Origin of the sequence: Escherichia sp. E3659, assembly GCF_005781135.1 — a bacterium.
Taxonomy (GTDB): Bacteria; Pseudomonadota; Gammaproteobacteria; order Enterobacterales; family Enterobacteriaceae; genus Escherichia.
Genome location: NZ_VATQ01000008.1, coordinates 71,017 through 85,930, shown reverse-complemented (window position 1 = coordinate 85,930; position 14,914 = coordinate 71,017). Strand labels below are relative to the sequence as shown.

Below are 14,914 nucleotides of genomic sequence, written 5' to 3'. Positions count from 1 at the left end.
ATTGCCCCTTATTGCGCCTGCCAGAGAATGACAGCCGCCGTTACCAGCAAGTTGATCAGCGTCAGCGGCAGGCAGATTTTCCAGCCGAAGGACATTACCTGGTCATAACGCGGACGCGGTAACGACGCACGAATCAAAATGAACATCATCATAAAGAACGCGGTTTTCAGCGCGAACCAGATGAATGGCGGTAACAACGGGCCTTGCCAGCCACCGAAGAACAGCGTCACCATCAGTGCAGAGATGGTCACAATCCCGATGTACTCACCCACGAAGAACAGACCGAACTTCATGCCGGAATATTCAATGTGGTAACCATCCGCCAGTTCCTGCTCGGCTTCCGGCTGGTCAAACGGGTGACGGTGACACACCGCCACGCCCGCGATGGCAAAGGTAATAAAACCAAAGAATTGCGGGATGACGTTCCACACATGCGCCTGGCTGTTGACGATGTCGGTCATGTTGAATGAACCGGCTTGCGCCACCACGCCCATCAGGGAAAGCCCGAGGAACACTTCGTAGCTCAGGGTCTGCGCAGAAGCACGCATCGCACCCAGCAGCGAGTATTTGTTGTTACTTGACCAGCCCGCAAACAGCACCGCGTAAACCGCCAGACCTGCCATCATCAGGAAGAACAAAATCCCGATGTTCAGGTCGGCAACCACCCAACCCGGACTGACTGGCACAATTGCAAAGGCCAGCAGCAGCGAGGTAAAGGCAATCATCGGTGCCAGGGTAAAGATGACGCGATCCGAGAATTTCGGGATCCAGTCTTCTTTAAAGAACATTTTGATCATGTCCGCGACCAGCTGGAGCGAACCGCCCCAGCCAACACGGTTAGGTCCGTAACGGTTCTGGAACAGACCCAGCAGGCGACGTTCGCCAAAGCTCATGAATGCCCCACAGGTGACAACCACCAGCAGGATCACCACCGCTTTGAGGATGGTCAGCAGGATCTCAATCAGTTCCGGTGATAACCAACTCATTGTTGTGCCTCCTTGAGATCCTCAAGATGCGCGCCAGCCAGCACCGGAGCAATGCCGGACATACCCATCGGCAAGCCCACCTGCCCTGCCGTCAGCCCTTCGGCGATTTCAACCGGCAGCGTGACCGTGTTGCCATCGTAACTAAAGGAGACGCGTGTACCTGCGTTTACACCTAACTTCGCGGCATCCGCTGGGTTGAGTTTGATGTACGGCTGCGGCATACGACTCTGGAAGACCGGAGCACGCTGTGACAATTCATCACTGCCAAACAGGTGGTAATACGGCGCGATACGCCATTTCCCGTCCTGCGGCTGGAAGCGTGTCGGTACGCTGGTGAAGTAATCCAGACCATTCTCGCTGGTTTCAAACAGACGCACACCGGGATCGCCAAAGCGCAGTTTGCCGCCCACTTCGTCCTGGAATTTGTTCCACGCCTGCGGGGAGTTCCAGCCCGGCGCCCAGGCAAACGGCACTTGCGAACGGTGCGCGGTCGGCTGGTTGTTACCTTCCATCGAGAAGGTGAACATGGTGTCAATATCCTGCGGTTGACGCGGCTCATGAACGCTGATGTTGGCGCGCATGGCGGTACGACCGCTGTAACGGTGCGGCTCACGGGCCAGTTTCTGCCCACGAATGCGGAATGTCGCATCCGGTGCAGCATCTTTGATACCTGCCAGTTCCGGGATTTTCGCCACAACGGCGTCAATCACGTGGTCGAGCTGCGTCCAGTCCACTTCACGGCTCAGCAGGGTGCTGTGCAGCGAGTGTAACCAGCGCCAGCTTTCCAGCATGACAGTTTTGCTGTCGTAATAGGACGGGTCGTAAACCTGGAAGAAACGTTGGGCGCGGCCTTCATTATTAATTACCGTACCGTCGCTTTCAGCAAAGCTGGCGGCGGAAAGCACCAGATGGGCGTTTTCCATGATCGCTGTGCGTTGATGGTCAACCACCATCACCAGCGGCGCTTTAGCCAGCGCAGCATTCACGCGGGTAGCGGAAGCGTGACGATGCAGATCGTTTTCCAGCACCACCACCGCGTCGGCGCGTCCGGTTTCCAGTTCGGTTAACGCTTCTTCAAGCGATCCACCGCCCATAATGCCCAGCCCCATGCTGTTGACGGAACGGGCAATCATGGTGATACCGACGTCAGCGCCGCGACCTTTCAGGGCTTTTGCGACGTTAGCCGCCGCCTGAATCACTTCAGCGCTACCGGCGTTCGTCCCGGAGATAATCAACGGTTTCTTCGCACCAGCCAGTGCCTGCACGATGACGTCGATTTTGCTTTGCAGCTCAGGCTCAATACCGTCAACCGCTGGCGCGGAGTTATCCAGCGCATGAGCGATGGCAAAACCTAAACGCGCCTGATCTTCAACCGGTGCGCGGTAAGTCCACGCCGCGATATCATCCAGACGGGTGTCATCAACGTTGGTAACAAACAGCGGATGCTTCGCACGTTGGCCGATGTTGAGGATTGCCGCAATCTGCCAGTCAGCCACTTTCTGTGCTGCCGCCATTTCGCGTGCTTTTCCTTTCACCGCCTGACGCACCGCCAGCGCGACACGCGCGCCGGTCTGGGTAACGTCTTCGCCCAGCACCAGTACCGCATCGTAAGATTCGATTTCGCGCAGTGCCGGCGTATAAATGCCGCCTTCACGCAGTACTTTCAGCGCCAGTTGCAGACGCTCCTGCTCACCGTGAGCGATACCGGTATAGAAGTTTTCTTCGCCCACCAGCTCACGCAGCGCAAAGTTGCTTTCCACGCTGGCACGCGGAGAACCAATACCGATCACTTTCTTCGACTGACGCAGAATATCTGCTGCGCCCTGCATTGCCTGTTCGGCGTTGAGGGTAATGAAATCATCGCCACGACGCTGTACCGGCTGACGCGGACGGTCTTTCAGATTGACGTAGCCGTAACCGAAACGACCACGGTCGCAGAGGAAGTAGTGGTTTACCGTACCGTTGTAACGGTTTTCGATACGACGTAGTTCGCCATAACGCTCGCCGGGGCTGATGTTACAGCCGATGGAACATTGCTGGCAGATGCTCGGCGCAAACTGCATATCCCATTTACGGTTGTAACGCTCGGAGTGCGTTTTGTCGGTAAATACGCCGGTCGGGCAAATTTCGACCAGGTTACCGGAAAATTCGCTTTCCAGCGTGCCGTCTTCCGGGCGACCGAAGTAGACGTTGTCGTGCGCGCCATAAACGCCCAGATCTGTACCGTCAGCGTAATCTTTGTAGTAACGCACGCAGCGGTAGCAGGCGATGCAGCGGTTCATTTCGTGAGAGATGAATGGCCCCAGGTCCTGATTGCGGTGGGTACGTTTGGTGAAACGGTAGCGACGGAAGGTATGCCCGGTCATCACGGTCATATCCTGAAGATGGCAGTTACCGCCTTCTTCACATACCGGACAGTCGTGCGGGTGGTTGGTCATTAACCACTCGACCACACTTTCACGGAACTGTTTCGCTTCTTCGTCGTCAATGGAAATAAATGTGCCATCGGAAGCCGGTGTCATACAGGACATCACCAGGCGACCACGCGTGTCTTCCGCGTTTTGGTATTGCTTCACCGCACACTGGCGGCAAGCACCGACGCTTCCCAGCGCCGGATGCCAGCAAAAGTAAGGAATATCAAGGCCCAGAGACAGACAAGCTTCCAGCAGGTTGTCCGCTCCGTTGACCTCGTATTCTTTGCCGTCTACATGAATTGTAGCCATTAGCATGCTTCCAGTTTTCTCGGTCAGGGACCGAGCGTTAATCGAAATTCGGTTACCAGCGCTCTTTCAGCAGGTTCGGCTGAATCCCATTAATCAAATGGGTATTGCTGAACGGCTGTTTGATTCCCGCCTCAAATTCTTCGCGGAAATATTTGATGGCGCTCTGTAACGGCTCCACTGCACCAGGTGCGTGGGCACAGAAAGTTTTACCCGGACCTAAGAATCGACACAGTTGCTCAAGTGTTTCGATATCGCCCGGCTGACCTTCACCACGCTCCAGCGCACGCAGAATTTTCACGCTCCACGGCAGACCGTCGCGGCACGGCGTACACCAGCCACAGGACTCACGGGCGAAAAACTCTTCCAGGTTACGCACCAGCGACACCATGTTGATCTCATGGTCAACCGCCATCGCCAGCGCCGTACCCAGACGGCTGCCTGCTTTACCGATACTTTCGAATTCCATCGGCAGGTCAAGGTGCGCTTCGGTCAGGAAGTCAGTCCCCGCGCCGCCTGGCTGCCAGGCTTTGAATTTCAGACCGTCACGCATACCACCGGCGTAATCTTCGAGGATCTCGCGTGCGGTGGTGCCAAACGGCAGTTCCCACAGGCCCGGATTTTTCACCCGACCAGAGAAGCCCATCAGCTTGGTGCCAGCATCTTTACTTTTCGAGATGTTCTGATACCACTCCACGCCGTTAGCGAGGATCGCCGGAACGTTACACAGGGTTTCGACGTTGTTGACACAGGTCGGTTTACCCCATGCGCCGGAGGTCGCCGGGAAGGGAGGCTTCGAGCGCGGGTTAGCGCGACGCCCTTCCAGGGAGTTGATTAACGCTGTTTCTTCGCCGCAGATGTAGCGCCCTGCCCCGGTATGGACGAACAGTTCGAAATCGAAACCTGTTCCCATAATGTTTTTGCCAAGCAGCCCTGCCTCGGTGGCTTCGGCAATGGCACGGCGCAGATTCACTGCCGCTTCGATATACTCGCCACGCAGGAAGATGTAGCCACGGTAAGCTTTCAGCGCAAACGCGGAGATGAGCATACCTTCCACCAGCAGGTGCGGCAGTTGCTCCATCAGCAGGCGGTCTTTATAGGTGCCCGGCTCCATTTCATCGGCGTTACACAGCAGGTAACGGATGTTCATGGATTCGTCTTTCGGCATCAGGCTCCATTTCAGGCCAGTCGAGAAGCCCGCGCCGCCGCGCCCTTTCAGACCAGCGTCTTTTACCTGATTAACGATTTCGTCCGGAGACAGCCCGGTCAGCGCCTTACGCGCGCCTTCGTAACCGTTTTTGCTGCGGTATTCGTCCAGCCACACTGGCTGTTTGTCATCGCGCAGACGCCAGGTCAGCGGATGCGTTTCGGGAGTACGGATAATGTTTTTCATTTATACCGCTCCAGCAGTTCAGGGATCGCTTCCGGGGTCAGATGCGCGTGAGTGTCCTCATCGATCATCATGTTTGGCCCTTTATCACAGTTCCCCAGGCAGCAAGTTGGCAGCAGCGTAAAGCGGCCATCAAATGTCGTTTGCCCTGGTTTGATGTTCAGCTTTTTCTCGAGCGCCGCCTGAATACCCTGGTAACCGTTGATATGACAGACCACGCTGTCGCAATAACGGATCACATGGCGACCAACCGGCTGGCGGAAGATCTGGCTGTAGAACGTTGCCACACCTTCAACGTCGCTCGCCGGAATACCCAGCACATCGGCGATCGCGTGGATCGCGCCGTCCGGCACCCAGCCACGCTGCTTCTGAACGATTTTCAGCGCTTCAATGGACGCCGCACGCGGGTCTTCGTAGTGGTGCATCTCGTGCTCAATCGCTTCACGCTCTGCCGCACTCAGCTCAAAAGCCTCGGTTTGTGGTTGTTGATTCTCGTGCATAATTAGCGGTCCACATCTGACATAACAAAATCGATACTGCCCAGATAAACAATCAGGTCAGACACCAGGCTGCCGCGGATCGCCGCCGGAATTTGCTGCAAATGCGCATAACTCGGCGTGCGGATACGAGTGCGATAACTCATGGTGCTACCGTCGCTGGTCAGGTAGTAACTGTTGATCCCTTTGGTCGCCTCAATCATCTGGAAAGATTCATTGGCAGGCATCACCGGCCCCCACGACACTTGCAGGAAGTGGGTGATCAGGGTTTCGATATGTTGCAGCGTGCGCTCTTTCGGCGGCGGCGTGGTCAGCGGGTGATCCGCTTTGAACGGGCCTTCCGGCATGTTGTTGAGGCACTGCTCAAGAATGCGCAGACTCTGGCGCAGCTCTTCCACTTTCAGCATTACGCGGGTGTAGCAGTCAGAAACACCACCACCCACCGGGATTTCAAAGTCGAAGTTTTCATAGCCAGAATAAGGACGCGCCTTACGCACGTCGAAGTCGATCCCGGTAGCACGCAGGCCCGCGCCAGTGGTACCCCACTCCAGCGCCTCTTTCGCGCCATAGGCGGCAACGCCCTGGGAACGACCTTTCAGAATGGTGTTTTGCAGCGCCGCTTTCTCGTAAGACGCCAGACGTTTCGGCATCCAGTCGAGGAACTCACGCAGCAGGCGATCCCAGCCGCGCGGCAGGTCGTGCGCTACGCCGCCAATACGGAACCACGCCGGGTGCATACGGAAACCCGTGATTGCTTCCACCAGATCGTAAATTTTCTGACGATCGGTAAAGGCAAAGAACACGGGCGTCATTGCGCCGACGTCCTGAATAAAGGTCGAGATATACAGCAGGTGACTGTTGATGCGGAACAGTTCGGAGAGCATAACGCGAATGACGTTAACGCGATCCGGCACGGTGATCCCGGCCAGTTTCTCTACCGCCAGCACGTAAGGCATTTCGTTAACGCAGCCGCCGAGGTATTCGATACGGTCGGTATACGGAATGTAGCTGTGCCAGGACTGGCGTTCGCCCATTTTCTCCGCACCACGGTGGTGGTAGCCGATGTCTGGTACGCAGTCGACAATCTCTTCGCCATCGAGCTGCAAAACGATACGGAAAGCCCCGTGCGCCGACGGGTGGTTCGGGCCGAGGTTGAGGAACATGAAGTCCTCGTTTTCGGTGCCGCGCTTCATTCCCCACTCTTCCGGTTTGAAGGTCAGGGCTTCCATCTCCAGATCCTGTTTGGCTTTGGTCAGCTCAAACGGCGAGAATTCGGTAGCGCGCGCCGGGTAATCTTTACGCAGCGGGTGACCTTTCCAGGTTTGCGGCATCATGATGCGGCGCAGGTTCGGGTGACCGTCGAAAGTAATGCCAAACAGATCCCAGGTTTCACGCTCATACCAGTTAGCGTTCGGGAACAGTTTGGTGAAGGTCGGTACGTGCAGGTCGTTTTCTGCCAGCGCCACCTTCAGCATGATGTCGCGGTTACGATCGATAGAAATCAGATGGTAGAAAACGGAAAAATCCGCGGCAGGTAACCCTTCGCGGTGTGTGCGCAGACGTTCGTCCATGCCGTGTAAGTCAAACAGCATGACGTAAGGTTTCGGCAGTTTCTTTAAGAAATCGCCAACTTCCAGTAATTGTTCACGCTTGATCCACACAACGGGAACCCCGGTGCGAGTCGCCTGAACAGTAAAGGCATCCGGCCCAAAACGGTTGCGCAGTTCGCCAATCACCGGATCATCAAGATGATCGCGGGTCTGCCAGGCGGGTTCTTGCGCGGTTAAGTCGGTCATATTGTTCACCATTGCAAATGGTCCGTGGTGACTGTCGGCGCAGTAAGCTTCGCGAAATAGATTTAGGAATAAGCGAAGAAAAATCCCTTTGCCGACAGGCGCAAATTAAATCTCGTCAGGTGTACGCAGGTTGGTTACGGCAATGCGTTCACCGCGCTTGCGTTCGCGCTCTGATTGCATATTGGCGCGATAAACGCCCTGATCGCCAACCACCCAGGAGAGCGGACGACGTTCTTTGCCGATAGATTCCTGCAACAGCATCAGTGCCTGCATGTACGCTTCAGGACGCGGCGGGCAGCCCGGGATATACACATCAACCGGGATGAATTTATCGACGCCCTGCACAACGGAATAAATATCGTACATACCGCCAGAGTTGGCACAGGCACCCATTGAGATAACCCATTTTGGTTCCAGCATCTGGTCATACAGACGCTGAATAACCGGTGCCATTTTGGTAAAGCAGGTTCCTGCCACCACCATCAGGTCAGCCTGACGCGGCGAAGCACGCAATACTTCTGCGCCAAAACGCGCCACGTCATGCACCGCGGTAAACGAAGTCACCATCTCAACGTAACAGCAGGAAAGACCGAAGTTATACGGCCAAATTGAGTTTTTACGACCCCAGTTAACCATGTCATTGAGCTTGCCCATAAACACGTTTTTGTTAACTTCTTGCTCCAGAGGGTCGGTTACGATCTCCTGCTTTTGCAGGGGGTAACGGTCGTTCTCACCGTTGGGATCTATGCGGGTGAGCGTATAATCCATCTTAATGCCTCGCGGTTAGCGTTGACGATTAGCGATACTGTTCGTTTCCGGGTTCATACGCTCGCGGCGTGAACGCGCGGGCGTCCAGTCCAGCGCGCCAATACGCACCAGATAAACCAGACCTGCCAGTAACACAAAAATAAAAATTGCAGCTTCCACAAAGCCTACCCAGCCGCTTTCGCGGATAGAGGTTGACCATGCGAACAGATACAGCGCTTCAACGTCGAAGATAACGAAGAACATGGCCACCAGATAAAACTTGGCGGACAGGCGTAAGCGGGCGGAGCCGACCGAGTCGATACCGGATTCAAACGGCACGTTTTTCGACCTCGCGCGTGCGCGACCGCCTAAAAACCAACCGCCTACCAGCATCAGGCAACACAGGCCAATGGCAACGATAAGAAAGATAGCGAATGCCCAGTGATGAGCGATGACTTCAGTGGATGTTGACATACTCATTGCTTACTCATCAAAAGTAGCGCCAGATTCACTGCTCTTCACGGCAGATGGACGCCACATCGATTCATGGGGAGGAATAAAAAAAACCTTACAACTACTGTAGTAACAACTTTATACAGTGAATTGATGTGGTCTTTTACCCCTTTCTATAACCTTTTGTCAACTTTAACAAAAGTTTCTTCACATTAATTTACATAATACCAACAACCCTTGCATTTAATGCTCTTCATCCCAGATCATTGACGACTCCAGGAAAATTAGATGTTGTTGAATCGTGTCCGTTGTGAAGCAATGGAAAAAATACAGGTCTATTTTGACAGGAATTTGTGTCGATTCCTCCCCCTAAAAGAGAGTATTTTCTTGATCTGTGACACGCTTTTGTTAATCCATAACAAAAATACAGCAACAAATTCACGTATTTTTTAACATCATTGTAGCAGGAGATTTTTATCCGGCGATTTTTTGTTCGCGCGTATAGAGAATGGCGGACGGTTGAAAAATGAACACTTTTATTCAATATCCAGAAAAGTCGTTATCATTTATTGTAAAAAAAAGCCACTGACGTTCAAAAAAACATCAGCGGCTTGTTTTTACAAATGTGGTTATCTGGTACCAGACAATTATTCGTAATCGCCTTCAATTAACAGAGAATCATCCCCTTCATGGGTACCTATCGTGCTGAACTGCCATGGATTCTGATAACTCTCCATTGCCTGGTATATCACCTGGGCCAGTTCATTACCGCTGGACGGATCATAGCAGAGCAAATATTCGGTATCTGGCAGTGGTGGTAAACCGTCCACAGCACTCAAGACGCGCAGGTCCGGACTCATCATCTCAACCGGCCTTGCCGTTACACCCAATCCCGCTTTCACGGCAGCACGAACCGCCGGCAACGTGGAGGCGACATAAGCCAGACGCCATGGAATATCTGCTTTATTGAGTGTTGCCAGAACCATATCGCGGAACGGACTAGGATCATCCAGCAACACCAGAGGGATCGGCTCACCTTTTTGCAATACGTATTCCGCAGCGCAATACCAGTGCGTTGGAGAAGTTCTCAGGTTCAACGCCTTAAAGGTATCAGGGCGATTTGTGGTAACCATTAAATCCACTTCCTGGGACTTCAGCATATCTGCCATATAGGCATTACGCTTAACGCGGACATCCAGCGCAAGTTTCGGATAAACCGAACTCACGCGATTAAGCAGGAAAGGTAAGATCGTATCAGCAGATTCATCTGAAGCGCCGATTGTTAACACGCCCTGAAGATTACTGAACATCAATGATGAGCAAGCTTCATCATTAAAACGCAGGATCTTCCTGGCATAGCCAAGAAGCTGAATGCCATGTTCAGTTAACAGTTTGTTACGACCATGCCGAGCGAACAGTTCTTTACCAACGAGTTGTTCAAGACGTTGCATTTGCTGACTAACAGCGGACTGAGTACGACACACGGCGGCAGCTGCGGCAGCAAAAGTGTTCAGATCGGCAACAGCAACAAATGTTCTCAGCAGATCGAGGTCGAGGTTAATTATCGGACGATTTGCACTTATCATATATTATCACTTACTGGCGGCTCATACTGAGCTGGTTAATGCTGTGCACACACAAACAAGCAATTCCATTTGTAATGTGCCTCCCTGGCAGTTTCATCCGGAAGTCTGGATGAAAGTTAAAATGCATATGAGTTGCACTAATAAGAACGACTCACATTGTTCCGTTATAATGCCTGAAGTAGTTCACAGAATATATCTTCAGGAATCGCATATCTATTAAGTTACTCACTCTTTTCTATTTATGACATGCGAGTGTTTGTGTAAATGTAAATGTTGTTCCTTGTTCCACTACTAGCAAAGCGGCGCCAACCCAGCGTGAACACGCATAAGCGGCGATGATTTGTCTGCATCAAAAGTGGGGCTTCCGTCATTTAAGCGAGCATTTTACCCTAAAACCCATTTATTTATAAGGGCCATTGCGAATTATCTGATGCAAAGTTATGTTATGTTAGGCAAAGTAATCTTCTATTATTAATAAGCACAACAAAACCTTTTTGAATATTAAATAATAATTAATTAGCACACCCTGCATTCATTAATTCCGCTTAACAATAGTTTCGCACGTCATCACCTATACGACACTTCGGCGATCACTACTCTCTTAATGTTTCACTTATAATGAAAATATCATGAATATGTTATGTTCGTGATTTCTTAAATCAAAGGAAATTCGCACATTTATCTACCAGACAAAAAACTATGCATTAGATTAATACTTAGAATAAATCACTACAAAACACAAATCATTAAGCATATGCATCTCAATATTTAACGATTATTAAGTTATTAACAGCACATTCCCTCCTTTTACTCTCGCAAAATCTTGTTCTGCAGAACTTCAAAACACCGCCTCGGGGGAGTACATTGTTCTAAGCTGACTTCCACGGCAGGGAGTGGCGATAACAGCAAAAAAGGTCAAGATTCATGTCACCCATTGAAAAATCCAGCAAGTTAGAGAATGTCTGTTATGACATCCGTGGTCCGGTGCTGAAAGAAGCAAAACGCCTGGAAGAAGAAGGTAACAAGGTATTGAAACTGAACATCGGCAACCCTGCCCCGTTCGGTTTTGACGCTCCTGATGAGATCCTGGTTGACGTGATACGCAACCTCCCGACCGCTCAGGGCTATTGTGATTCAAAAGGCCTCTACTCTGCGCGTAAGGCCATCATGCAGCACTATCAGGCGCGAGGCATGCGTGATGTTACCGTGGAAGACATTTACATCGGCAATGGTGTATCGGAGCTTATCGTTCAGGCAATGCAGGCCTTGCTGAACAGCGGGGATGAAATGTTGGTTCCTGCACCTGATTACCCACTATGGACCGCGGCGGTTTCGCTCTCCAGCGGTAAAGCAGTGCACTACCTTTGTGACGAGTCCTCTGACTGGTTCCCGGACCTTGATGATATTCGCGCTAAAATTACGCCTCGTACGCGCGGTATCGTTATTATCAACCCGAACAACCCTACCGGCGCGGTTTATTCCAAAGAGCTTTTAATGGAAATTGTGGAGATTGCGCGTCAGCATAATCTCATTATCTTCGCCGATGAAATTTACGACAAAATTCTCTACGACGACGCCGAGCATCACTCGATTGCGGCGATGGCGCCTGACCTGCTGACCATTACCTTTAACGGTCTGTCGAAAACGTATCGTGTGGCAGGCTTCCGTCAGGGCTGGATGGTGCTGAACGGGCCGAAAAAACACGCCAAAGGCTACATCGAAGGTCTGGAGATGCTGGCCTCAATGCGACTTTGCGCCAACGTTCCCGCACAACACGCGATTCAGACCGCATTGGGCGGCTATCAGAGTATCAGCGAATTTATCTTACCAGGCGGGCGTCTTTACGAGCAGCGTAATCGCGCATGGGAATTGATTAACGACATTCCGGGCGTTTCCTGCGTGAAGCCACGCGGCGCGCTGTACATGTTCCCAAAAATCGACGCCAAACGTTTTAATATTCACGACGACCAGAAGATGGTGCTGGACTTCCTGTTACAGGAAAAAGTTCTGCTGGTTCAGGGGACGGCTTTTAACTGGCCGTGGCCGGATCACTTCCGCATAGTTACGCTGCCGCGCGTTGATGATATCGAACTGTCATTAAGTAAATTCGCTCGTTTCCTTTCTGGCTATCATCAGCTGTAATCTTAAATTCACTGCCGGAGATTGCATCCGGCAGTGTTATCCCCCCACAATGATCTCATAAAGTCATCACACGCAGGGTCGTTATGAAGCAGAGCCATTTTTTTGCCCATCTCTCCCGTCTGAAACTCATTAACCGCTGGCCGTTAATGCGCAATGTACGGACAGAAAATGTGTCTGAGCACAGTTTGCAGGTGGCGATGGTCGCCCATGCGCTGGCAGCCATTAAAAACCGTAAGTTTGGCGGAAATGTCAACGCTGAACGCATCGCTCTGCTGGCGATGTACCACGATGCCTCTGAAGTGCTCACCGGCGATCTCCCTACCCCAGTGAAATATTTCAACTCGCAAATCGCTCAGGAATACAAAGCCATTGAAAAAATCGCCCAACAAAAGCTGGTCGATATGGTTCCGGAGGAGTTGCGGGATATTTTCGCGCCATTAATCGATGAAAATGCGTATAGCGATGAAGAAAAGTCGCTGGTGAAACAGGCTGATGCACTTTGTGCCTATCTGAAATGTCTGGAAGAGCTCGCAGCCGGAAATAATGAATTTTTGCTGGCAAAAACGCGGCTGGAAGCGACGCTTGAAGCGCGCCGCAGCCAGGAGATGGACTACTTCATTGAAGTCTTTGTTCCCAGCTTCCATCTTTCGCTCGATGAGATTAGCCAGGATTCGCCGCTGTAAGCAGCCGGAGTCTGCGTCGCATCAGGCAATAAGCGCCGGATGCGACATCAGGCTCTTGTCAAAACGGAAACAGCATCGGGATCATCACCACACAAACCGCCATCACAATAACGGTGAACGGTACTCCCAGCTTCACAAAATCACTAAAGCTGTAATTTCCCGGCCCTAAGACCAACGTGTTAACCGGTGAGGAAACTGGCGTCATAAAGGCGGCGGATGCTGCCATCGCCACCACCATGGCAAATGGATACGGCGAGACGCCCATTGTTTTAGCCGCGGCCAGCGCAATCGGCGCCATCAACACAGCCGTTGCCGTATTCGAAATAAACAAACCAATCACCGCCGACAAGACAAACAAACAGCCAAGCATCATATGTGGCCCATAACCGCCGCCGATGTCCATTAACCCTTTCACCGCCAGCGCGACACCGCCTGTTTTCTGTAGCGCCACCGCAAACGGCATCATCCCAACGATCAGAATAATGCTCGGCCAGTGAATAGATTTATAGGCGCTTTCAGCATCGATACAGCGGAATTTCCCCATCAGCAGGCAGGCAATGATAGCCGCGATGGGATTAGGGATTTCATCAGTCAGCATTAACGCCACCATCAACACCAGACAGAAAATGGCATGGGGTGCCTGACTGTGCGCAGGCGATGCTTCACTCACCTCTTCCGGTAAGTTCAGCGCCACGAAGTCGCGGCCCTGTTTTGCCAGCATACCGATAAGCTTCCAGTTACCGACGACCAGAATGATATCGCCCAGCAGCAGAGGCTCATCCGCCAGCGAACCTTCCAGCGCCACGCCATTGCGTTTCAGGCCCACCACATTCAGTCCGTAGCGCGTACGAAAGCCAATTTCGCGCACCGATTTACCAATCAACTCAGACTCAGGAATTAATGAAATCTCCGCCATGCCAACATCAAGGGCTTGATCGGAAAAATACTCGCCGCGCAGCACCATCGGTTCCAGCAATTGTTCACTGCAAAATTGTCGGAGATCGACATCAGCCGCAGACATATCAATAAGCAAAACGTCACGCGCCCGGAATTCAGAAACCCCGTTCACGTTCACAATAACGCGACGAAAACGCCGCCAGCGTTCAACACCGATGACGTTAGCGCCATAACGTTCACGTAATTTGAGATCGTCCAGTCGCTGGCCAATCATCGGCGAACCGGGACGAATGGCCAGGCGACGCGCGCGCCCGGTAAGTCGGTATTCACGGATAAGATCGCGGAAGGTACGACGCGTCCAGCCTTCGCGCTGCGGGGTCTGGGTATCCCCTTTCAGCATGAAACGCATCACTAACATGTACAAGATGCCCAGCACCAGTACGACCAGGCCGATGGGGGTTACGCTAAAGAAACTAAAACCATGATAGCCTTCACGCAGCAATTCACTGTTAATCACCAGGTTAGGTGGCGTTGCCACCAGCGTCATCATGCCGCTGATCAGCCCGGCAAAACTCAACGGCATCATCAGGCGCGACGGCGACGTTTGCATGCGCATAGCGACGCTTAACACCACAGGGATAAAGATAGCGACGACGCCCGTTGAACTCATAAACGCGCCAAGGCCCGCAACGGTCAGCATCAACAAAACCAACATTTTGATTTCACTGTTGCCTGCCACTTTAACCAGCCATGTCCCCATTACAGTGGCGACGCCCGTGCGGACTAAACCATCGCCAATAATAAACAAGGCGGCGATCAGTACCACGTTAGGATCGGAAAAACCGGAAAATACTTCAGGGACGGTCAGCGTACCGCTTAATGCAAACGCAACAATGACAAACAAAGCGACCGCATCCATACGCACTCTGCCAGTCGCAAACAAGACGATGGCAACCGCCAGTAATGAAAGAACCCAGATCAATTCACCGTTCACAACGTATCCTTGTTAATTGAGGG

Annotated in this window: 11 protein-coding genes; 2 read left to right on the top strand and 9 right to left on the bottom strand. The window is 52.3% G+C overall.

All coding sequences use genetic code 11. The annotated features are described in order from the left end of the window. Positions 1 to 8 precede the first annotated feature (8 nt). The 8 genes from nuoH to lrhA form a co-directional block, all read right to left on the bottom strand. Positions 9 to 986 (bottom strand): NADH-quinone oxidoreductase subunit NuoH, encoded by a 978-nt coding sequence (gene nuoH, locus FEK47_RS08610; RefSeq protein ID WP_000118685.1) that lies wholly within the window; start codon positions 984 to 986, stop codon positions 9 to 11. Beyond that, complete coding sequence (gene nuoG / locus FEK47_RS08605) at positions 983 to 3,709, bottom strand: NADH-quinone oxidoreductase subunit NuoG (protein ID WP_135487483.1); 2,727 nt, start codon at positions 3,707 to 3,709, stop codon at positions 983 to 985. Before nuoG ends, nuoH begins: the two co-directional genes overlap by 4 nt. A gap of 52 nt (positions 3,710 to 3,761) precedes the next feature. Further along, positions 3,762 to 5,099, bottom strand: a complete 1,338-nt coding sequence (gene nuoF / locus FEK47_RS08600) for an NADH-quinone oxidoreductase subunit NuoF (RefSeq protein WP_000789500.1) — start codon at positions 5,097 to 5,099, stop codon at positions 3,762 to 3,764. Next, positions 5,096 to 5,596, bottom strand: coding sequence for an NADH-quinone oxidoreductase subunit NuoE (gene nuoE / locus FEK47_RS08595; protein ID WP_000545042.1), 501 nt, complete (start codon positions 5,594 to 5,596; stop codon positions 5,096 to 5,098). Before nuoE ends, nuoF begins: the two co-directional genes overlap by 4 nt. A gap of 2 nt (positions 5,597 to 5,598) precedes the next feature. After that, the gene (nuoC, locus tag FEK47_RS08590; protein WP_000247878.1) at positions 5,599 to 7,401 is read right to left on the bottom strand and encodes an NADH-quinone oxidoreductase subunit C/D; all 1,803 of its coding nucleotides are present in this window, start codon (positions 7,399 to 7,401) and stop codon (positions 5,599 to 5,601) included. A gap of 93 nt (positions 7,402 to 7,494) precedes the next feature. Further along, positions 7,495 to 8,157, bottom strand: a complete 663-nt coding sequence (gene nuoB / locus FEK47_RS08585; RefSeq protein ID WP_000386733.1) for an NADH-quinone oxidoreductase subunit NuoB — start codon at positions 8,155 to 8,157, stop codon at positions 7,495 to 7,497. 15 nt (positions 8,158 to 8,172) lie between these two features. Then, on the bottom strand, positions 8,173 to 8,616 hold the full coding sequence (gene nuoA, locus FEK47_RS08580) for an NADH-quinone oxidoreductase subunit NuoA (protein WP_000062997.1): 444 nt from the start codon (positions 8,614 to 8,616) through the stop codon (positions 8,173 to 8,175). A 620-nt stretch (positions 8,617 to 9,236) separates the two neighbouring features. Further along, positions 9,237 to 10,175, bottom strand: a complete 939-nt coding sequence (gene lrhA, locus FEK47_RS08575) for a transcriptional regulator LrhA (protein ID WP_135487482.1) — start codon at positions 10,173 to 10,175, stop codon at positions 9,237 to 9,239. A 924-nt stretch (positions 10,176 to 11,099) separates the two neighbouring features. On the opposite strand from lrhA, the gene alaA reads away from it, so the two are divergent. After that, positions 11,100 to 12,317, top strand: a complete 1,218-nt coding sequence (alaA, locus tag FEK47_RS08570) for an alanine transaminase AlaA (protein ID WP_064526608.1) — start codon at positions 11,100 to 11,102, stop codon at positions 12,315 to 12,317. An 83-nt stretch (positions 12,318 to 12,400) separates the two neighbouring features. Beyond that, complete coding sequence (gene yfbR, locus FEK47_RS08565) at positions 12,401 to 13,000, top strand: 5'-deoxynucleotidase (protein ID WP_130221942.1); 600 nt, start codon at positions 12,401 to 12,403, stop codon at positions 12,998 to 13,000. A gap of 58 nt (positions 13,001 to 13,058) precedes the next feature. Here the strand turns inward: yfbR and FEK47_RS08560 are convergent, their stop codons facing one another. Continuing rightward, positions 13,059 to 14,891, bottom strand: a complete 1,833-nt coding sequence (locus tag FEK47_RS08560) for an SLC13 family permease (protein WP_130216966.1) — start codon at positions 14,889 to 14,891, stop codon at positions 13,059 to 13,061. Positions 14,892 to 14,914 lie beyond the last annotated feature (23 nt).

Excerpts from the sequence above, each read along its gene's own strand:
- nuoH (WP_000118685.1), bottom strand. The coding sequence starts at position 986 with ATGAGTTGGTTATCACCGGAACTGATTGAGATCCTGCTGACCATCCTC.
- nuoG (WP_135487483.1), bottom strand. The coding sequence starts at position 3,709 with ATGGCTACAATTCATGTAGACGGCAAAGAATACGAGGTCAACGGAGCG.
- nuoF (WP_000789500.1), bottom strand. The coding sequence starts at position 5,099 with ATGAAAAACATTATCCGTACTCCCGAAACGCATCCGCTGACCTGGCGT.
- nuoE (WP_000545042.1), bottom strand. The coding sequence starts at position 5,596 with ATGCACGAGAATCAACAACCACAAACCGAGGCTTTTGAGCTGAGTGCG.
- nuoC (WP_000247878.1), bottom strand. The coding sequence starts at position 7,401 with ATGGTGAACAATATGACCGACTTAACCGCGCAAGAACCCGCCTGGCAG.
- nuoB (WP_000386733.1), bottom strand. The coding sequence starts at position 8,157 with ATGGATTATACGCTCACCCGCATAGATCCCAACGGTGAGAACGACCGT.
- nuoA (WP_000062997.1), bottom strand. The coding sequence starts at position 8,616 with ATGAGTATGTCAACATCCACTGAAGTCATCGCTCATCACTGGGCATTC.
- lrhA (WP_135487482.1), bottom strand. The coding sequence starts at position 10,175 with ATGATAAGTGCAAATCGTCCGATAATTAACCTCGACCTCGATCTGCTG.
- alaA (WP_064526608.1), top strand. The coding sequence starts at position 11,100 with ATGTCACCCATTGAAAAATCCAGCAAGTTAGAGAATGTCTGTTATGAC.
- yfbR (WP_130221942.1), top strand. The coding sequence starts at position 12,401 with ATGAAGCAGAGCCATTTTTTTGCCCATCTCTCCCGTCTGAAACTCATT.